16 protein-coding genes are annotated in these 19465 nt (G+C 69.4%); 6 read left to right on the plus strand and 10 right to left on the minus strand.

Annotated features, from left to right (window positions below):
* The first annotated feature begins 233 nt into the window (after positions 1-233).
* From AB0L97_RS13970 to AB0L97_RS13990, 5 genes are all read left to right on the plus strand, one after another.
* A complete protein-coding gene (locus AB0L97_RS13970; protein WP_364428938.1) occupies positions 234-617 on the plus strand; it encodes a hypothetical protein in 384 nt (127 codons plus the stop codon).
* Between the two features lie 330 nt (positions 618-947).
* Positions 948-4559, plus strand: coding sequence for a transcription-repair coupling factor (gene mfd / locus AB0L97_RS13975; protein ID WP_364428941.1), 3612 nt, complete (start codon positions 948-950; stop codon positions 4557-4559).
* A gap of 134 nt (positions 4560-4693) precedes the next feature.
* Positions 4694-5335 carry a MazG family protein gene (locus AB0L97_RS13980; RefSeq protein ID WP_364429123.1) on the plus strand — a complete coding sequence of 214 codons (642 nt, stop codon included), beginning with the start codon at positions 4694-4696 and terminating at the stop codon, positions 5333-5335.
* A gap of 39 nt (positions 5336-5374) precedes the next feature.
* Positions 5375-5698 (plus strand): hypothetical protein, encoded by a 324-nt coding sequence (locus AB0L97_RS13985; protein WP_364428944.1) that lies wholly within the window; start codon positions 5375-5377, stop codon positions 5696-5698.
* A gap of 160 nt (positions 5699-5858) precedes the next feature.
* Complete coding sequence (locus tag AB0L97_RS13990) at positions 5859-6719, plus strand: haloalkane dehalogenase (protein WP_364428947.1); 861 nt, start codon at positions 5859-5861, stop codon at positions 6717-6719.
* Positions 6720-6818: 99 nt separating this feature from the next.
* On the opposite strand, the gene AB0L97_RS13995 is transcribed toward AB0L97_RS13990, so the two are convergent.
* The 3 genes from AB0L97_RS13995 to AB0L97_RS14005 form a co-directional block, all read right to left on the minus strand.
* Positions 6819-7394 (minus strand): TerD family protein, encoded by a 576-nt coding sequence (locus AB0L97_RS13995; RefSeq protein WP_355074495.1) that lies wholly within the window; start codon positions 7392-7394, stop codon positions 6819-6821.
* A 65-nt stretch (positions 7395-7459) separates the two neighbouring features.
* On the minus strand, positions 7460-7945 hold the full coding sequence (locus AB0L97_RS14000; protein ID WP_356966867.1) for a pyridoxamine 5'-phosphate oxidase family protein: 486 nt from the start codon (positions 7943-7945) through the stop codon (positions 7460-7462).
* Positions 7946-8087: 142 nt separating this feature from the next.
* Positions 8088-8543, minus strand: a complete 456-nt coding sequence (locus AB0L97_RS14005) for a flavodoxin family protein (protein ID WP_356966832.1) — start codon at positions 8541-8543, stop codon at positions 8088-8090.
* A gap of 530 nt (positions 8544-9073) precedes the next feature.
* Here AB0L97_RS14005 and AB0L97_RS14010 point away from each other — a divergent pair.
* Entirely contained in the window at positions 9074-10498 is a 1425-nt protein-coding gene (locus AB0L97_RS14010; protein WP_364429126.1) for a stealth family protein, read from the plus strand.
* Here AB0L97_RS14010 and AB0L97_RS14015 read toward each other — a convergent pair.
* The 7 genes from AB0L97_RS14015 to AB0L97_RS14045 all read right to left on the minus strand — a co-directional run bounded on the left by AB0L97_RS14015 (position 10446) and on the right by AB0L97_RS14045 (position 19288).
* Positions 10446-11399 carry a phosphodiesterase gene (locus AB0L97_RS14015; RefSeq protein ID WP_364428952.1) on the minus strand — a complete coding sequence of 318 codons (954 nt, stop codon included), beginning with the start codon at positions 11397-11399 and terminating at the stop codon, positions 10446-10448. The genes AB0L97_RS14010 and AB0L97_RS14015 overlap by 53 nt on opposite strands.
* Positions 11400-11562: 163 nt before the next feature.
* Positions 11563-12651, minus strand: coding sequence for a glycerol dehydrogenase (locus AB0L97_RS14020; RefSeq protein ID WP_364428955.1), 1089 nt, complete (start codon positions 12649-12651; stop codon positions 11563-11565).
* Positions 12652-13208: 557 nt separating this feature from the next.
* Positions 13209-14612 carry an MATE family efflux transporter gene (locus AB0L97_RS14025; RefSeq protein WP_356966826.1) on the minus strand — a complete coding sequence of 468 codons (1404 nt, stop codon included), beginning with the start codon at positions 14610-14612 and terminating at the stop codon, positions 13209-13211.
* 73 nt (positions 14613-14685) lie between these two features.
* A complete protein-coding gene (locus AB0L97_RS14030) occupies positions 14686-15717 on the minus strand; it encodes a cysteine synthase family protein (protein ID WP_364428960.1) in 1032 nt (343 codons plus the stop codon).
* A 32-nt stretch (positions 15718-15749) separates the two neighbouring features.
* The gene (locus tag AB0L97_RS14035) at positions 15750-17132 is read right to left on the minus strand and encodes an alanine racemase (protein ID WP_364428963.1); all 1383 of its coding nucleotides are present in this window, start codon (positions 17130-17132) and stop codon (positions 15750-15752) included.
* Positions 17133-17148: 16 nt separating this feature from the next.
* Entirely contained in the window at positions 17149-18159 is a 1011-nt protein-coding gene (locus AB0L97_RS14040; protein ID WP_355075022.1) for an ornithine cyclodeaminase family protein, read from the minus strand.
* On the minus strand, positions 18131-19288 hold the full coding sequence (locus AB0L97_RS14045) for a TauD/TfdA family dioxygenase (protein ID WP_364428966.1): 1158 nt from the start codon (positions 19286-19288) through the stop codon (positions 18131-18133). The genes AB0L97_RS14040 and AB0L97_RS14045 overlap by 29 nt, the downstream gene beginning before the upstream one ends.
* Between the last annotated feature and the right edge of the window lie 177 nt (positions 19289-19465).

The following is a 19465-nucleotide window of genomic DNA, read 5'->3' on the forward strand; positions in this document are numbered from 1 at the left end:
GTGCACGCGTGTGGTGGCCGGCTGGCTGTGGGCTCGGGCTGTTCTTTCGTCGCGTGCGCTGCGGTCGTGGAAACGCGAGCCGGGCCGCGAACGGCGGATGCTCGGTCTTGCTTCGCTCGGAAGACGTGGCTGTGGGTGCGCTGGGCGCGACGGTGGTCGAGCTCGCTTCGGGCAACGTTCGCCCTGTCGAGTCATGGGTCGCGGACCTGCGGGGGGATGGATAATCTCGCGGCATGCATACGCATCGGAGCTTCCACAATCCTCCTGCTCTGCCGCATGAGGTGGTAGTCGCGGTGTTGGAGCGGGCACTCGGAGACCGCGCGTACGAGTTCGAGGCGGCGGATGCTCTGGTTGGCAGCGCCTTGAACGACGACGATCGGGAGTTCGTCGAGCACTGGTGTGTGCGGGTCGGAACGCCGGCTGTGGCCGGCAGCCCGCTGCTCGGGCTGGCCGGGCTGTGCCTGGGACATACCGCTCGGCGATTCGGGCGGCTCAGCGATGAGTCCGTTGCGTTGGCGCGCTCCTTGTCGGCGCGTGCCGAGGCGGATCCGTCGGACGTGGACGGGCGGGCACTCGACGGTTTCGATGACGTCCGGAGTTTCCTGCACCTCTGGTGAAGGGCCCCGCAGTGTGCGTCGGGCGATTCGCCCTGGCTATCGTAGGTGCTCGTCGGTGGTGTGCTTGTTCCGCCGGATGACGTAGCCGCGAATCGTGCTGACGACTCCGCCGGGACCTTCTCGCTGTGGCTCGCTTCTCGCCGGGAGGAGCCGGAGCGTGTTCGGGTGGGCGGCCGTGTCGGCGACGAAATAGATCGCGGATGGGCGCTCTGGTACCGGGCGGGGGCGGCAGTCGCCTCGCGGCGGCGCGGGCGCTGCAAAAACAAGATGCCCGCTTAACTAGACTCGGTTGGCCGCTCGAAACGTGTCGCCTGCGCTCAGGAGTTGTCGATGTCCACCCACCGCCCCCCGTTGGCGGGACTGGCCGCCGCGGCCGGTGCCGATTCCTCGCTACGGACCGTCGCGGAGCTGATCGGCACATCGTCGGTCGAGCTGGTCGCGCCGTCGGCGGTGCGGCCGTTCGTCGCGTCGCGGTTGGCCGCCGAGCGGCCGTTGGTGGTGGTCACGGCCACGGGGCGGGAGGCAGACGACCTGAGTGTCGAACTCGTGGAGATGCTCGGTCCCACGGTCGCGCAGTTCCCGTCCTGGGAGACGCTGCCGCACGAGCGGCTCTCGCCGGGCGCCGACACGGTGGGGCGCAGGCTGGAGGTGCTGCGCCGGATCGCCCACCCCGGCGACCCGCATTTCCCCGCGCCGCTGCGCGTGGTGGTGACCACGGTGCGGTCGCTGATGCAGCCGATGGCGGGTGGGCTCGGCGAGATCGAGCCGATCGTGCTGCGCGTCGGCGCCGAGCTGGACTTCGACGAATTGCTCACGCGGCTGGTGGAATTCGCTTACACCCGGGTCGACATGGTGGGCAAGCGCGGTGAGTTCGCGGTGCGCGGCGGCATCCTGGACGTCTTCCCGCCCACCGCCGACCATCCGGTGCGCGTGGAATTCTGGGGTGACGAGGTCACCGAACTGCGGCCGTTCTCCGTCGCCGACCAGCGCTCGCTGCCGGACGTCGCGGTGGACGTCGTGGTCGCGCCGCCGTGCCGGGAACTGCTGCTCACACCCGAGGTGCGCGAGCGGGCGGCCGAGGTCGCCGCCGCCAACGCGGCCGACGCGGCGCTGGTGGAGATGCTGGAGAAACTCGCGCAGGGCATCCCGGTCGAGGGCATGGAAGCGCTGTTGCCGGTGCTGCAACCGGGGCAGTTGTGCCTGCTCACCGAGGTGCTGCCGGAGGGAACCCACGTACTGCTGTGCGATCCGGAGAAGATCCGCACCCGCGCGGCCGACCTGGTACGCACCGGCGAGGAATTCCTGGAGGCATCCTGGACCGCGGCCTCGTTCGGCGGCGCGGCGCCGCTCGGCGGACACGGACTCGACCTGGCCGCCTCCGCCTACCGTCCGCTGCCCGAGATCCAGGCCAGCGCCGACCGGCAGGGCCTGCCCTGGTGGACGCTGAGCCCGCTCGCTTCCGGTGATTCCTCCGAGGTCGTGCTGCCGGTGCTGCCCGGCCCGGCCGCGCGCGGGTCCGACGAACTGGTGGCGACCATGTTCGCCTCGTTGCGCGCCCACGTGCTCACCGGCGGCAGGGCCGTGGTGGTCGTCGCGGGCCACGGCACGGCGCAGCGCATCCTGGAACGGCTGGCGGACGCGGAGGTCCCCGCCGCGGCGCTGGCGGCGGGCGCGGAGCCGAACGAGGGCGTGGTGGGCGTGCTGTGCGGCTCGCTGCACGACGGCTTGGTCTTCGAGGGCGCCGGTCTGGTGGTCGTCGCCGAATCCGACCTCACCGGCAACCGGGTCACCGCGCCGACCGAGGGCAAGCGGATGCCCGCCAAACGGCGCAACCAGGTCGACCCGCTCGCGTTGAGCGCGGGCGACATGGTGGTGCACGACCAGCACGGCATCGGCAAGTTCGTCGAGATGATCGAGCGCACCGTCGGCGGCGCGCGCCGCGAGTATCTGGTGATCGAGTACGCGCCGAGCAAACGCGGCCAGCCCGGTGACCGGCTGTTCGTGCCGATGGAGTCGCTCGACCAGCTCTCCCGCTACGTCGGCGGCGAGATGCCCAGCCTGTCGAAGCTCGGCGGCTCGGACTGGGCCAACACCAAACGCAAGGCGCGCAAAGCGGTTCGCGAGATCGCCGGCGAGCTGGTGCAGCTGTACGCCGCCCGCCAGGCAGCGCCCGGTCACGCGTTCGGACCGGACACGCCGTGGCAGAAGGAGATGGAGGACGCGTTCGCGTTCACCGAGACCGTCGACCAGATGACCGCCATCGCCGAGGTGAAGTCGGACATGGAGAAGGCCGTCCCGATGGACCGCGTGGTCTGCGGCGACGTCGGCTACGGCAAGACCGAGATCGCGGTGCGCGCGGCGTTCAAGGCGGTGCAGGACGGCAAACAGGTCGTCGTGCTGGTGCCGACCACGCTGCTCGCGCAGCAGCACCTGCAGACCTTCACCGAGCGCGTCGCGGGTTTCCCGATCACCGTGAAAGGCCTGTCCCGCTTCACCGATCCGGCCGAGGCCCGCGCGGTGTTGGAGGGAATGGCCGACGGCGGCGTCGACATCGTGGTTGGCACGCACCGGCTGTTGCAGACCGGCGTGCGCTGGAAGGACCTCGGCCTCGTGGTGGTCGACGAGGAACAGCGATTCGGTGTCGAGCACAAAGAGCACATCAAGGCGCTGCGCACGCACGTCGACGTCCTCACCATGTCGGCCACCCCGATTCCGCGCACCCTGGAGATGAGTCTGGCGGGGATTCGCGAGATGTCGACCATCCTCACCCCGCCGGAGGAACGCCACCCGGTGCTCACCTACGTGGGCGCCTACAACGACAAGCAGGTCACCGCCGCGATCCGGCGCGAGTTGCTGCGCGACGGCCAGGTGTTCTACGTGCACAACCGGGTGTCGTCGATCGACAAGGCGGCCAAGCGGATTCGCGATCTGGTGCCCGAAGCGCGGGTGGCGGTCGCGCACGGCCAGATGAACGAGGACGCGCTGGAGTCCACCGTGCAGGGCTTCTGGCAGCGCGAATACGACGTGCTGGTGTGCACCACGATCATCGAGACCGGTCTGGACATCTCCAACGCCAACACCCTGATCGTGGAACGCGCCGACGCGCTGGGCCTTTCGCAGTTGCATCAGCTGCGCGGCCGGGTCGGGCGCAGCCGGGAACGCGGCTACGCCTACTTCCTCTACCCGCCGGAGAAGCCGCTCACCGAGACGGCCTACGACCGACTGGCCACCATCTCGCAGAACTCCGATCTCGGCGCGGGCATGGCGGTCGCGATGAAGGACCTGGAGATCCGCGGCGCGGGCAACGTGCTCGGCGCCGAGCAGTCCGGCCACGTCGCAGGGGTCGGCTTCGATCTCTACGTGCGGCTGGTCGGGGAGGCCGTCGAGGCGTATCGCGCCGCCGCGGACGGCAAGCCGATCACCACCGAGGAGGTCAAGGAGGTGCGCATCGACCTGCCCGTCGACGCGCACATTCCGCCGGACTACATCGCCAGTGACCGGCTGCGCCTGGAGGCATACCGCAAACTCGCCGCCGCGCAGGATGATTCGGCGCTCGCACAGGTCGTGGAGGAACTCGTCGACCGGTACGGCCCGTTGCCGGTGGAAGTCGGGCGTCTGGTGTCGGTGGCCAAACTGCGCCTGCTCGCCCGCGAGTACGAGGTCACCGAGATCGCGGTCACCGGGACGACCTTGAAGATCTCGCCGCTGCACCTGCCCGATTCCAAGCAGATGCGCCTCAAGCGGCTCTACCCGAGCGCGGGGTACCGCGCCGCGTCCGGGGTGGTGCAGCTTCCGCTGCCGCGCGTGCAGGACAGTGTCGGGGCCGAGCGCGTCCGCGATGTCGTGCTGCTGCAATTCGCCGCCGATCTGTTGCTGGCGTTGGACGGGAAGGCGCAGGGAGCGGTCGACCTCACCGTCGCCGCCGAGATGGCGCCGCGATGAGCTCGACACGCGACGAGTCCGTTCTGCGGGCCGCCCGCCATCGCGCGGTTCACGGCGTGGAGCGCGACGGGGAGGCGACACCGCGCACGGACACCGCGGTGGTCGCGGCGGGGCTGGCCGGGGCGGTCGAGGTCATGGACCGGCTCTGGCATTTCGGTGGGTGGGAGGTCACCCAGACCCACGACTCGCTGCGCCCCTACCTGCTCGAGGAGACCTACGAACTGCTCGACGCCATCCAGCACGACGATGCCGAGACGATCAAGGAAGAACTCGGCGACCTGCTGCTGCAAGTGCTCTTCCACTCCCGGATCGCCGAGGCCGCAGGCGAATTCACCGTCGACGACGTCGCCGCCGCGCTGGTGGCCAAGCTGGTCAACCGCAGCCCGCACCTGGTGGATTCCGCGATCGATCCCGACGCCTCGGTGGCCGAGAAGATCGCCGCCCAGGAACGCGCTTGGGAAGAACGCAAATCCGCCGAGAAGTCCCGCCGTTCCTGCCTGGACGGCATAGCCATGGCCCAGCCCGCGTTGGCACTCGCCGAGAAGATCGTCTCCCGCGGCACCAAAGCGGGCCTGCCACCCGCCCTCGTTCCAGAAGCCCTGCGCGTCGTGCACCTCGGTGGCCCGGAAAGCGCCGAAGAACGCCTCCGCAAAGCGACGCTCACCTTCGCCACCGCCATCCGCGCGGCGGAGGACAGCGCGGAAAAGGAACGCGGCGAACGTCTTCCGCTCACCGCCGAGGATTGGCACGCCTTCTGGCCGGAGGGAACCGAGTAGGACTCCCGCGCGGCCGTCCGATTCAGGGAAACTGAAAGAATGCGGTACCCCGAACTGAACGCACGACCGCGATGGCAGTCGACCGGGAACGGCAGATTCCCCGTCGCCGCCCACGTCGACGGCCAGTGGTGGGTTCTACGGATGAACGGCTTCCCCGACCACCCGCTGTGGACACTGTTCATCAATGGCGCACCCCGTTTCGACATCGACGACACGCCGCCCACTTGGGGACGACCGAGCGACCGGTCCGCACCGCCCCTCGACCCCGACACCGCCGAACGAATCCTGGCCCCGGTCCACCACTTGGTCGCCTACGGAAGCGAAGTCGGTGACCCCTGTGACGACCCGGTCTGCTGCGGGTGACTCCGCGATTCGTGTCGTTCCACTCGGCCGGCCGCCTGGGCTGAAATCGTCGGTCTTCATCAACCGACCACGGGGGTTTCCGCTCCGGAGACGGCCTCTCGGTGGAGGCGACCGCGCGCTCGGGTGCACCCGAGGTAGCCTGTCTCGGAGGGAGGGGCCAATGCTGATCGATTTCGTTCCTGACAAGAGTCTGTACCCCTTCGAGTCGCGCTGGTTCGACTCGTCGGCGGGCCGGGTTCACTACATCGACGAGGGGGCCGGGCCGCCGCTGCTGTTCTGTCATGGCGCTCCGGCTTGGAGCTTCCTCTACCGCCACATCGTGAAGGACCTGCGCGACCGGTACCGGTGTATCGCCGTCGACTATCCGGGTTTCGGATTGTCCGAACGTCCCGAGGGCTTCGGCTACACGATCCCCGAGCACACCGCGGTCCTCGGCGAACTGATCGATCACCTGCGGCTCGACGGCTTCGTTCTGATGGGACAGGACTGGGGCGGCCCCATCGGTCTGGGCGCGAGCGCCGCGCGCGCTGATCGGGTGCGGGGGATCGTGCTGGGCAATACCTCGTTCTGGCCGACCGAAGCGCTGGCGAATCGGGCGTTCAGCGTGATCATGGGCAGCCGTCCGATGCAGCGGCGGATACTCGAACAGAATTTCCTCGTCGAGCGCGTCCTGCTCGCGGAACTGGGGCGCAAGCTGAGCGCGGCCGAGGCCGACCACTATCGCGCGGTGCAGCCCACCGCGGAAGCCCGACGCGGACTCGCCGCGACGCCCAAGGAAATTCGTGCCGCACGCCCGCTGCTGGACCGACTCGCCCGAGATGTGCCCGTCCTGCTCGGCGACAAGCCGGCCCTGTTGGTGTGGGGAATGCGGGACATGGTGTTCCGTCCGAACGCCTGTATCCCGCGAATGCGGGCCGCCTTCACCGATCTCGACGTAGTCGAGCTGCCGCACGCGCGGCATTTCATTCAAGAACACGCACCGGAAGCGATCGCCGCGGCGATCGCGAAGCGGTTCCCGTGAGTTCGACCGGAGGCGAAACGTGCCGCGCGGGTCCTCCGGCGCTCGATGCCGATGGAGCACGAGGCCGAAAGACCGGCGCGGCGAACCCGAATCGAACCGTCAGACGTTGACGCCGTAGTCCCGGGCGATGCCCGCGAGCCCGGAGGCGTAGCCCTGGCCGATGGCGCGGAACTTCCACTCGTTGTTGTGGCGGTAGAGCTCGCCGAAGATCATGGCCGTTTCGGTGGAGGCGTCTTCGGTGAGGTCGTAGCGGGCCAGTTCGACGCCGGTGGCGGCGTCGACGACGCGGATGAAGGCGTTGCGGATCTGGCCGAACGACTGGCCGCGTGCGTCGGCGTCGTGGATGGACACCGGGAAGAAGATGTTGGTGATGTTCGGCGGCGTGGCGGTGAGGTCGATGTTGATCACCTCGTCGTCGCCCTCGCCCGCGCCGGTGAGGTTGTCGCCGGTGTGCTCGATGGATCCATCGGGCGAGCGCAGGTTGTTGTAGAAGACGAAATGCTGATCGGACAGCACTTTCAGATTCGGTCCGCAGGCGAGCGCACTGGCGTCGAGGTCGTAGTCGGCGCCGGTGGTGGTGCGCACGTCCCAGCCGAGCCCCACCGACACCTTGGTGAGATTCGCGGCCTGCTTCGACAGCGAGACATTGCCGCCTTTGGCCAGAGTGACGCTCATGATCCCCTTCCGCGCGGCACGGCCGGTGCCGCCTCTTTCTCTGCTCCCGGGAACGCCGGGCCGATCTAGTTCTGGTGGTCTGCCCAGGATCTCAGGGTGTCGACCCGGCCCTTCAGCGCCCGCAACTCGCTCTCGTCGTCGAGCACCGTGCGCTGGATGCCTTGCACGACCGCGAAGGCCGACTGGCGATGGTCGTCGATCACGTCGACGTCGATGCGGACGGCGACGTAGTCGGCGGCGTCGGGCATCTGCTCGGCGACCACGTGTGCGGTGCCCCTTGCGCACATCGCCACGTTGCCCCCACCGAGGATCAGCAGGGCCACCTCGGGATGTTCGCGCAACCGCGCCAGCGAACCGCGATCGTACTTGAGGCTGATCAGGATGCGCCGGTCACCGGCCCGCACCGGCCAGGACACCGGAATCGCATGCGGTGCAGGGTCGGTGGTCACCAGTACACCGATCGTCTCCAGTGGCCATTCCGGGAGCGCGTCCAGCTCGGGATGATCTGTCGAGTTGTGCTGACGTTGGGCGGGGCTCGCTCCGGCTGCCATCTTCGTCACCTCATGGATCGTCGAGCGCGGCGGGCTGTGCCGCGCTTGATAGCAGTCTAAGGCGCTGTGCGCCTTGCGCGCTGGCGCTGGGCGCTTTGTCCGGACCGCGCTTCGGTGACCAGCGGCGCGTGCCCGGCGCCGGTCAGGCCGAGATCAGCGCGGGAATGTCGAGCGCGGCGGCCCACTCCCTGGCCATGTCGCGCACGCGGACCTCTGCCGACGCGTCGTGTCGCGCGTGCTCGCCCACCTGCACGGCGCCGCGCGCGGCGAGTTTCTCGGCGATGATCTCGCCGCCGCGGTTGAACGTGTCGCCGTACACGATGTCGCCGAGCCCGAAGACGGCGAAACGCAGCCCGTGCAGATCCGGCGTGTCGCGGTCGAGCGCGTCGGCGAAGGGTTCGGCGCCGGTCGGCAGCTCGCCGTCGCCGTAGGTCGAGCACACGACGACGTGGAAGTCGCGGACGTCCAGATCCGCGAGGTCGAAGTCCGTCATGTCGTGCACCGAGACGTCGTGCGCCCCGCGCAACTCCGCGGCGATGGTGTCCGCCGCGGACTCCGCGGTGCCCATCTCGGATCCGAACAGAATGACGACGCGCACCGGCACAACCCTTTCTCTGATGATATGGTGAGCCTATCCTAATTATATTGCCCAGTGTGTGCCACGACCGTGGGCAGCCCACGGACAGGTGCGGTTCAGCCGCACCGATTGACGGAATGTCGAGCGCGTTGCATCATTCGTAGAGGTGCCCGGAGTTTCCTGGGCAGACCACTTTCCAGTCGGCCGATGACCGTCCGGCGTGCAGCTGCCACCCGTGCCATTCGATCGTTCCCGCACGAGTGCAGCGTTTCCATCCATGACGCCATGCGCGTCCGGCCGTGAGTGAGGTGAAACGAAATGGTCTACCAGTCGTCTACATACCGGGTGATCAATTCGTACCCGCGCTTCGGCACCCTTCCCCACTTCTGAATGTCACCGCGCCAGGCGCGCGGTCCTCGCACGTCGATGCCCCGGCATCGACGGATCGGCGCTCGGCGCGGTGCCCCGGACGCAATCTTCAGACCGGTGGTTCGACGGAAGTGGAGGCAGTCATGACGGACAGGGGAGCAGTGGACTCGGGGGCGGTGGAAATGGTCACGCGGGCCATGGCGAGCAATCTCGCCGTGTCCGCCGCGATGATCGAGGATCTCGGCTACCTGCGCGCGGAACTCGCCGCCGCGGAGGTGCCGTTCCTGCTGGTGCGCGACAGCGGGCACCGGCTCGTGCTCGCGGCCGACGCGGCGCAGCGCCTGATGGTGCGCCGGGTGACCGCCGCGGCGATGTCGGCGGGGTTCTCCTGTGTCGAATTGCGGCACAACGTCTTCCGGCTCGGGCGCGACCACGACCCGGCGCACCATGTCGAGCTGGAGCTGTGGGAATACCACGGCGACACGGTGACCTGCCCGCGCTCGAACGCGCTGACCCGCCCGGTCTTCGACCTCGCCGACGTCCAGCGCACGCAGGTGCGGCTGTTCGACCGGACCTGGCCCACCCTGGCGGACATGTTCGCGCCGCAGACCGGTGACGTCGGGTTCGATATCGACCTGGTGTTCTCCTGGGTGGACGGCTCCGATCCGGAATTCCGCGCCCGCCGCGCCGGGATGCTCGCTCAGGTCGTGGTCGGCGAGGGTGACGACGCGGACGCCAGGATCCGCCAGATCGACGAGTTGAAGTACGCCCTGCGGTCGGTGCACAAGAACGCGCCGTGGATCCGCAGGATCTTCATCGCGACCGACTCCACGCCGCCGGAGTGGCTGACCGCGCATCCGAAGGTGACCGTGGTGCCCGCGGCGGACCACTTCCGGGACGTCAGCGGCTTGCCGGTGTTCAATTCGCACGCGGTGGAATGCCAGTTGCAGCACATCGACGGGCTCAGCGAGCACTTCTTGTACTCCAACGACGACATGTTCTTCGCACGTCCGGTGCGTCCGTCGATGTTCTTCACGCCGGGCGGCGTGAGCCGATTCATCGAAGCGGACACCAGGATCGGGCCCGGACGCAACAACGAGCGGCGCAGCGGTTTCGAGAACGCCGCCCGGGTGAACCGGGCGCTGCTGGCGGAGCGCTTCGGTTATGTCATCACGCGGCACCTGGAGCACACGCCCGCGCCATTGCGACGCAGCGTGCTCATGGAGATGGAGGAGGAGTTCGCCGCGGACTTCGCGCGCACGAGCGCGAGCCGGTTCCGCGCGGCCACCGACATCTCGGTCACCAATTCGCTGTATCACTACTACGCCATGCTGACCGGGCGCGCGGTGCCCCAGGAGTCGGCGAAGATGCGGTACGTCGACACGACCAGCTACCACGGTCTGGCATTGCTGGACGGGCTGGCGCGTCATCGCGACGTCGACTTCTTCTGCCTCAACGACGGCAGTTTCCCCGAGGTCGCCGAGTCCGACCGGGTGCGGATCGTCTCGGAGTTCCTGGCCCGCTACTACCCCGAGCCCGCGCCGTGGGAACGGCTCAGTACACCGCCTCGTCATCCGCTTCCGGAGTCGACGCAGGGCGCCGCATGACGTGCGGGATGCGCGCGGCGGGCGGGATCACGATGCCCTCCTCCGTCAGCCGTTGCCGCGCCTCCTCCGGCGTGGCGGGAGCGCCCACCGTGCGACCGCGCTCGATGGGCACCACCGAGTGCACCACGGTGTCCGGATAGATGTGCACGTAGTTGAAGGCCTGCGCGCCGTCCCGGCCGCGCAGGCCACCCTGCGCCACACCGAGATCCTGGCTGTAGCAGGTGGCCGACGCCACCGAGACGGGGATGCCCGCGAACGTGGCGCTGGTGGAGAAGTGCAGGTGCCCGGCGAGGACGGCGCGCACGTCGGTGCCGTCCAGCACGTCGGCCAGTCGGCGCTGATCCCGTAGTTCCACCGTGACGGCGAGGTCGATCACGCACGGCACCGGCGGGTGGTGCATGGCCAGGATGGTGCCGAAGGGCGCGGGCTCGGCCAGGACCGAGCGCAGCCACTCCAGCTGGTCGTCGGAGATCTCCCCGTAGTGGTGGCCGGGCACCGAGGTGTCCAAGGCGACGATGCGCAATCCGTCGATCAGATGCACCCGGTCCAGCGGGGAATTGGTGGGGTACTCGTGGAGCAGGCGGGCGCGGAGGGCGGCGCGGTCGTCGTGGTTGCCGGTGACCCACACGATGGGCGCCTGCAGACTTCTGGCGAATGGTTCGACGATCGACTTCAGCTTGGCGTACGCGGCGGGCTCGCCCCGGTCGGTGAGGTCGCCGGTGAACACGATCGCGGTCGGCCGGATCCCGCTCGCCGCGGCCTGGTCCAGCAGTTGCCGTAACCGCAGGTCGGCGTCGACATCGCCGTACAGGGGGTCGTGGCCCGCGATGAGATGTGTATCGCTGAAGTGGAACAACACATGATCCGGACGCGGATACTCCGCGACTCTGGTGATGGACACCGGACCGAATCCCTCCTGGCGGTTTGCCCGCCATTGGCTTGGCTCCGTCGCCACGATAGCGCCGGTTACGGACAGGTTTCCCGGCGGTTGATGAAGACTCGCTTGCGGGAAGGTGAGGTTTCGGTGTCGGACGCTGGGTGAACGCGGGTGGATGTGGGATTGGTCACCGACCGAGGGCGTCGGCGGTGCGCAGGGCGTCCACGACCATCGCGGCATCCACCGTGAAGGGTTCGTTGTGGATCGTCTCGCCCGGAGCGGTCGCACGCTGTGCGATGGCCGCCAGTGTCTCGTCGTCGGCCTCGGGCAGCCCGAGGGCGGCCAGCGTGGTCGGCAAACCCACCTCGGCGCAGAAATCCAGCACCGTGCCGATCTCGGACGCGGGCGCGCCCTCGAGCACCAATTGGGTGAGGGTGCCGAACGCGACCTTCTCGCCGTGCAGGAACGGGCGCGTTCGCGCGGCGGCGGTCAGACCGTTGTGCACGGCGTGCGCCGCGGCCAGCCCGGACGATTCGAAGCCGAGTCCGGAGAGCAAGGTGTTGGCCTCGACGACGCGCTCCAGCGCCGGTGTGACGCCGCGGGTGTGGACGGCGGTCAGCGCCTGCGCGCCGTCGGCGAGCAGGGTGCGATAGCAGAGTTCGGCCAAGGCGGCGGCGCTGCGCGTGGAGGCGCCGCCGCGCATGTTGCGCACCTGGGCGGCGCTGCACGTGCGCGCCTCGAACCAGGTCGCCAGGGCATCGCCCATGCCCGCGGCGAGCAGCCGGGCCGGGGCCTGCGCGACGACCGAGGTGTCCACCAGCACCAGCGCCGGATTCCGCCGCACGAGCTGATACGCCTCGAACTCGCCCGCGTCGGTGTAGATCACCGACAGCGCGCTGCACGGTGCGTCGCTGGAGGCGGTGCTCGGGCAACTGATCATCGGCAGATCGAGGTCGTCGGCGACCGCGCGGGCCGCGTCGAGCACCTTGCCGCCGCCCGCCCCGAGGACGACCGTGCTGCCGGATTCCTCGACGGCGTGGGCGATCCGGGCGATCTCGGCCCGGCTGCATTCGCCACCGGACAGATGGATCGAATAGGCGATCTTCGCGTCTGTCAGCGAGCGCTCCCAGGTGCTTGCCAGCAGCCGGAAAGCGCTGGAGCCCGCCACGATGAGCACCGGCCCGCCGATGCCGAGGCGGGTCATCTCCGCCCCGAGCGCGGCGGTGGCGTCCCGGCCCTGCACGTAGTGCCCCGGCGAGGAGAACACGCTCAGCATCCGGCACCTCCCGATCCCGGGCCGCGCACGTCATCCCGGCCCGGCCGACGACGTTTTCAACGCTACGCGACACACCCTCCGCCACGGTCGTTGTCGAGAGAACCCGCACGCGTGGAGCGCCGACGGTGATGGCCGAACCGGGTCGGCGCGAGTCCAGTTTCCGTCGTCGGTGCCCACGATCTCGATCGCACGTTCCGGCACCGGCAGGCCCGGAGTCCGCCGGACCTTCGCGATCGCACGGTCCGAGCACGGCTCCCGAGCGTCGAAGCTCCGGTCGAAGCCGCTGCGGGCGCTGCCCCGCGACGGGCCGTCGGGCCGGTACACGGCGGGTTTCGAGGCATCCCCGTCCCGGGCTGGACTAGCTGCTCCGAGGCCGCCCTTCGGCACCGCGAGTGGCGTGCCGGGGCAGCCCCGGAACGGGGTAGGCGTCCGTCGTGGACCACGTCGGACCGGTTCAGCCCAACTTGTCGTGCGGCCGAGGGCCCGGCCGATGCGGCTTCGGCGATCGCGAGAGCCGTCCGACGACCCGGAGGTGCCCGGAGCGCGATCGGGACCGATCAGCTCTGGGTCGTGAGGGTCTCCGGGAGCAGGTGCGGGCGGTCGCGGTCCTTCTCGTCCAGCAACGCGAAGTAGCGGCGCAGCATGAGGATCGCGGTGGTGGCCAGGCCCGCGGTGAGTCCCCACCAGACGCCCGCCGCGCCGAGCCCGGCCGGATAGGCCAGCAGCAGGGCTACGGGCAGGCCTACGCCCCAGTAGCCGATCAGGGAGAGCCGGAAGCCCGCGTTGGTCGCCTTCAGCCCGCGCAGCAGGCCGGTGCCGATGTTCTGAGCGGCGTCGAAGAATTGCAGCACGATGCCGATCAGCAGCAGGGTGTGCGCGACCTGGATGGTGTCGGCGTCCGAGGAGTCCAGGAAGGGGCGCAGCACCAGATCGGGGGCCATCACGTACACCGCGCCCGTCACCGCGGCGATCACCGCGGCGTGCCGCAGCGCCAGCCAGGCCAGTGCACGGGCGTGCGCATGCTCGTCGCGCGCGACCGCGTGGCTGACCAGGATCGACGCACCGTGCGAGAGACCGATCGCCACCTGGAACACGATGTAGATGATCTGGTAGACGACGTTGTGCGCGGCCAGCGCCGCCGGGCCGATGCTGCCCATGACCAGCGCGAGCACCGAGAACATGCCGGCCTCGGAGCCGTAGGTCAGCGCGATCGGCGTGCCCAGTCGCAGCTCGGCGCGCACGGTGGTGAGCCGCACCGGCAGCGGCGTGCCGGGCAGGGTGCGGCCGAGTTCCTCGTCGCGCCACACCATCACCCAGAACACGCCGAAGGTGATCAGGAAGACCAGCGAGGTCGCGACACCGATACCGGTGAGCCCGAGTTCGGGCAGGCCGCCCTTGCCGTGGATGAAGCCCAGCGCCAACAGCAGATTCAGCACCACCGAGCCGAGCGTCACCAGCAGCAGCGCCTGCGGGCGCTGCATGCCGACCGTGTACTGGCGCAGCACCTGGAACCACAGGCACGGCAGCAGGCCCGGCGCGAGCGCCATCATCAGCGGGCGGGCGTCGGCGAGCACTCCCGGGTCCTGGCCGAGCCAGGGCAGCGCCCAGCCGAGCCCGATCAGCACCGCACCGCCGAGCAACCCGGCGATCGTGGCGATCGCGAAGCTCGAGCGCAGCAGGTCGCGGATCTCCGGATCCGGTGATTCGCCGCGTTTGCCCGCCGCGCTCACGGCGGTGGCGATCTGGTTGCCGCTGCCGGTGATCAAACCGACGCACATGGTGCGGATCTGGTTGAACAGCACGATCGCCAGGCCGCCCGCGGCGACCTGCCGCACGCCGAGCGTGCCCATCAGCGCGATGTTCGTGGTGGATACCGCGATCTGGGCGAGCTGGGTCAGCGCGATCGGCGTCGCGAGCGCGGTGAGCCGCCCGCCGTCGCCGCGGAAACTCGTCACGATCACCGGTTCTCCTTCACAGAGGGCGGGAGCGTCGTCCCGCGCGGGCGCAGCGTCGCACCGTACCAACGACCGGACCTCACCGCGCTTCCACCAACGTGCTCCTGGCGGCGGGCGTGTAGCGCCGCAGCAGCAGCGCGATCTCGCGTTCGGTGCCGGGGTCGAGCAGGTCGCGCTCGTTCATCCACTCGTCGTCGAACACCGTGTCCAAGTACTTCTCCCCGCCGTCGCACACGATGGTGACCACGGTGGAGCCCGGCGGGAACTCCTCCAGCCGGGTGAGCGCGGCGTACACCGAGCCGCCCGCCGACCCGCCGATCATCAGCCCCAGTTCGGCGGCGACCGCGCGGGCGGTCGCGAAGGCCGCCACGTCGGTGACCTTCACGCCCTCGTCCAGCAGCGAATAGTCCACGGCGGTGCCGATGGTGGCGCCCGGCGGGGTGCCGGTGCCCGACTGCCAGTACGGACCGCCCGGCCCGCCGAAGGCGATCGAGCCGACCGGTTCGACCCCGATGACGTGCGGCGTGCAGCCGAGCTGGCGCAGCCGGGTCGCGGTGCCGAACAGCGAACCTCCGGTCCCCACGGCGGACAGCAGGATGTCGACCCGGTCGACGTCCTCGAGCAATTCCTCGGCCACCGGGTAGTAGCCCACCGCGTTGGCGTCGTTGTTGTGCTGCTCGGTGAAGTACGCGTCGTCCCGTTCGGCCGCCATCGCCTCGGCCAGGTCCTCCCGTGCCGAGGTGGCCAGGTTGTCGTCGCCCTCGTCGGCGACGAACACCAGTTCCGCACCCATTGCCCGCATCGCGCGCAGTTTGTCCTTACATGCGTGATGGTCGACCACTGCGGTGAAGCGATACCCACGTTCCGCGGCAACTACCGCGAGGCCGAGCCCGGTGTTGCCGGATGTGGACTCGATGATATGTCCGCCACTGCGTAGCAAACCGCGACGCTCGGCGTCGAGCACCATTTCGCGCGCCATCCTGATCTTGGCCGCACCGGTCGGGTTGAACTGCTCCAGTTTGAGCAGCAGGCGGGTGCCGGTCGCGGTGGCCGCGAGCTCGAACAGCGGCGTGCGGCCGATCAGATCCGTCACGCGCGTGACGAGCGGCATCGAGGTCTCCTGGTTCTAATCGGGAAGTCGGGTCAGCTGCCGTCGCGGGTCCAGCGGAAGCGATCGCCGGGTGCGTCGTGCAGTACGACTTTCGGTGGGATGGGCAGTTCGTGAAACGCGGACTCGTTCGAATCCATCTGATAACCGGCGGTATTCGGGTAGATCAGCAGATCGCCGACCTCGGCGGGGCGAGGCAACGGCACCCGCCGCCAGCTCAGCATGTCGGAATCCAGACAGGTGGCCGCCCCGACGCTGGTCGGCGTCGCGGTGCCGGGCCGCGCGGGCCACAGCACCGGATCGGGCAGATACTCGCTGTCGAACCATTGCTCCGAGAGACTGAGGCTGGTGCCGTCCACGGTGAGCAACCGGTAGGGCTGGCCGTGCGCGTGCCTGGTCTTGCTGCCTTGGACGCGAAAAACGGTGCAGCCCGCGTGCGCGAGCAGCGCGCGCCCCGGTTCGACGGCCAGCCGCACGGCGTTGTCGCGCAGTCGCCCGGCGAGATCCGCGTGGTCGAGGATCTGCGCGAGCATGGCCGCGCCGGGCACCGGAAAGTGGTACGGATAGTACGAATCGAAGGCCTTGCCGGAGTGGAACCACTGCCTGCCCGCCCGCGCCGTGAACTCCATCGCCGCGTCCGCCGGAACGTAGTCGACGCCGAAGCCGCCGCCGATCGACACGGTGGTGGCCGGATGCCCCAGCGTGCGCGCGTGCAGACAGCGGGCGATCAGCTCGCCCGCCAGTTCCGCGCGCGCCACCGCGTCGTAGCCCGACAGATGGAAACTGAAGCCCTCCAAACGAATCGAATCGCGTGCGCCGCACAGCGCGAGGGCTTCCTCGATTTCGCCGGAGGTCATGCCGAACCGGCTGGCCGAGGCCGCGGGCAGCACGCGGATCAGCACTCGCGCGGGCCCGTCGGCGGGCGCCAGCGCGGCGAGCCGTTCGAGCTCGCCGAGATCGTCCACGGCGATCAGCGCACCGTGCCGGGCGGCCAGCCACAGCAGGTCGTCCGCCTTCGCCGGTCCGGTCACCATGAGCTCGGCACCGCGCACGCCTTGTGCCAGCGCGGTGGTCAGTTCGCCGACGCTGGCGACGTCGACGCCCGCACCGTGTTCCGCGCAGGCTCGCGCGACGCACGCGGCCTTGTTCGCTTTCTTGCCGTAGTAGATGGCACCTTGCACCCCGGCGCTCTCGAAAGCTCCGTGGAAGGCCCGGATGTTGTGGCCGACCCGCGCCGGGTACATCACGTGGAACGGCCCGCCCAGCGTGAAAGCGAGGTCACCGAGCAGGTCCGGATCGGCGAACAGGCGGCGCTCCCACGGATCGAGATGCGCGGGCATCGGTGACGCGCTGATCGAATCGCGCGTGGCCGCCTCGTCCGCGGGCGCCACGGTGACACTCGCGTGTTCTAGTCCCACCGTGCACCTCCGTGCGCTAGTCCCACAGCGGTACCTCCGTGCCACGGCCTTCCGCGATCGCCCGCTCCGCCAGCGCGTGGGCCACCGCGATGTCGGTCAGCACCAGCCCGCTGTTGTAGACGAAGACGCGCTCGTCGTCGGAGCGGCGCGCGACCGCACGGCGATCGAGGATCTGCGGCAGCTCGGCGTCCACCGTGCGCAGCGTGCCGTCGGGCCCGGCCATGTCGGTGCCGGTCAGCGCCATCTGCTCGGCGCTGGTCGCGATCACGCGGTCGGCATCGGTCAGCGCGGACGGCGCGAGCCCGTAACCGACCAGCACCGCCACCGAACCGGGGGCCAGATCGTCGGATTCGAGCGCCACTTCGGTGGCCGGGCCCGCCGTGGCCAGCACGACATCGGCCGTGGCCGCCGCGGCGCGTGGATCGGTGACGGTCTCGAGCAGCGCGTGCGGATGGTGCTCGGCGAGCACGCGATGCACGGCTGCCAGGCCCTCGGGGTGCGTGCCGTAGACCATCAGCTTGCGCAGCTGCGGGTTCGCGGCGAGCAGATGCGGAAGGGCGTTGCGGCCCTGGGTTCCGGTGCCGATCAGCAGCACGCTCTCCGCGCCCCGCCGGATCGTCTCGCGCACCAGCAGAGCCGACACCGCGGGCGTGCGCAACGCGCCGACCCGCGCGCAGTCCATCATCGCGATCGGCGCGCCGGTGCTGTCGTCGTAGAGCGTGATGGTCGTGTAGTACCGCTTCGTGCTGCGATCGTGGCCGGGGTCGAACTTGTAGGAGGTCTTCATCGCCACCACGCGCCTGCGGCCGTCCCGGCCGAGCATGGCGTAGGCGACCGACCAGCCGTCGGGGTTGGCGACGCTGAGCTTGCGCGGATTGTCCGAATCGCCCGCCGCCAGGGCGAGATACGCCTCTTCCACGGCGCGTACCACCGCGGCCGGTGTGATCGGCACGTCGGCGAGGTCGCTTCGGCTCAACACCCGCAGGGGTGTGCTTCGGTCACGCGTGCTCAAGGGGTCCTCGATCATGTCGTACTGCATCCCGCTCATGAGTGCCGCTCTGAACCGGCGGGGTGGCCGCCGTCCGGAACGGGGCTACGGTTTGTTGCCCGTAGCCATTCTCGTCGGCTTCCTCGGCCCGCCGTCGGCGTTCCGGAAGCCGGATGTTCACTCGCTTGAGCCACCGGTCGGTGCCGTCGTACCGGGCGGTGAACGGCACTCGGCCGTGCACGGCGACGTCGTTGTCCACCAGCAACAGCTCGCCGGGGGCGAGCGACGCGGTGACGCAGACGCGTTCGAGCTCGGCGGCGAGTTGTTCATATGCCGCGCGGAATTCCGGGTCGGCGTCGTCGAGCGGTGTGTACGCCGGGTCGTAGCGCAGCGTCTGCCGGTCGGCGCCCGCGATGCTCCACAGCGTCGGAATCGGTGCGGCCGGGTAGGTTTCGTGACCGTCGCCGTAGGAGACATCCGGCAGGATCGGCAGTGCGGGAGTGCTGAGCAGTTCGCGTTGCGCGGTGGACAGTTCGATCCGGCGCACCGACGACACGGTGGTGCCGACCAGATCCGGGTTACGTAGGCAACCGAGCATCAGCAGGTGGGCGCGCTCCGGATGGAAGGCGTCCTCGGTGTGCGGGCTGAGCAGCGCTTTGCTGCTGGCGCCGGACTGTTCGTGTTCCTGACCGGCCGCGGGAACAATATTGTTGACCAATCGGCCGTCCTGCTGGCCCTGCCAGCCGAACGGCTCGCCCGCGCTCCGCGCCAGCAGCAGCATCACCAAGTCGAGTTCGAACGAACGCGCGCGCCGCTCCGGATCTCCGCTCCAGCGCGCCGCCTCCCGCCAGTTCGGCGGAGTCGGTCCGAATTCGTTGTCCACCAGCGGAAGACGACCGACGACTGTGGCGCCCGCGGGGGTGGCGGGCGGGCGCATGGCGTGGCGCACTTCGGCGGGGAGCCGTGCCGCGCCCGCATCGATCCGTTCGATGAGCGCGGGGTCCGAGAGGGTGCGCGCCGCGGCCGCCGGATCGGCGAGTGCGAGATCGAGCGTGACCGATATCTCTCTGGCGACAGCGCGCACCGCGCGGCCCGCTTCCGGGGAAAGCTCGCGTCGTTCGAGGTCTAGGGGGTGAAGCGGCTTACGTTCGGAGAGAACGCTTTTCACCGGGTATCCCTTCTTCGCAGCAGTGGGAAAAGCAGGGTTCACGATTAGTATGGGAAGGTAGCCCTTTGTAGGAAGTGAAGCAAGGCTTACCTAAGCGAGTCGGCAAAAAATAGCCGAATCGCATAACTTCGGCTCGGGTGAAGTCGGTCCGGTGGGCGTGCCGGGGCTCGGTCGGCG

It is taken from the genome of Nocardia sp. NPDC051911 (assembly GCF_040681035.1).
GTDB classification, from domain to species: Bacteria; Actinomycetota; Actinomycetes; order Mycobacteriales; family Mycobacteriaceae; genus Nocardia; species Nocardia sichangensis.

What these genes read in the sequence shown, in the direction of transcription:
- AB0L97_RS13995 (WP_355074495.1), bottom strand. Translation starts at nt 7,394, where the DNA reads ATGAGCGTCACTCTGGCCAAAGGCGGCAATGTCTCGCTGTCGAAGCAG.
- AB0L97_RS14000 (WP_356966867.1), bottom strand. Translation starts at nt 7,945, where the DNA reads ATGGCAGCCGGAGCGAGCCCCGCCCAACGTCAGCACAACTCGACAGAT.
- AB0L97_RS14040 (WP_355075022.1), bottom strand. Translation starts at nt 18,159, where the DNA reads ATGATCGAGGACCCCTTGAGCACGCGTGACCGAAGCACACCCCTGCGG.
- AB0L97_RS14030 (WP_364428960.1), bottom strand. Translation starts at nt 15,717, where the DNA reads ATGCCGCTCGTCACGCGCGTGACGGATCTGATCGGCCGCACGCCGCTG.
- AB0L97_RS13970 (WP_364428938.1), top strand. Translation starts at nt 234, where the DNA reads ATGCATACGCATCGGAGCTTCCACAATCCTCCTGCTCTGCCGCATGAG.
- AB0L97_RS14020 (WP_364428955.1), bottom strand. Translation starts at nt 12,651, where the DNA reads ATGCTGAGCGTGTTCTCCTCGCCGGGGCACTACGTGCAGGGCCGGGAC.
- AB0L97_RS13980 (WP_364429123.1), top strand. Translation starts at nt 4,694, where the DNA reads ATGGACCGGCTCTGGCATTTCGGTGGGTGGGAGGTCACCCAGACCCAC.
- AB0L97_RS14010 (WP_364429126.1), top strand. Translation starts at nt 9,074, where the DNA reads ATGGTCACGCGGGCCATGGCGAGCAATCTCGCCGTGTCCGCCGCGATG.
- AB0L97_RS13985 (WP_364428944.1), top strand. Translation starts at nt 5,375, where the DNA reads ATGCGGTACCCCGAACTGAACGCACGACCGCGATGGCAGTCGACCGGG.
- mfd (WP_364428941.1), top strand. Translation starts at nt 948, where the DNA reads ATGTCCACCCACCGCCCCCCGTTGGCGGGACTGGCCGCCGCGGCCGGT.
- AB0L97_RS13990 (WP_364428947.1), top strand. Translation starts at nt 5,859, where the DNA reads ATGCTGATCGATTTCGTTCCTGACAAGAGTCTGTACCCCTTCGAGTCG.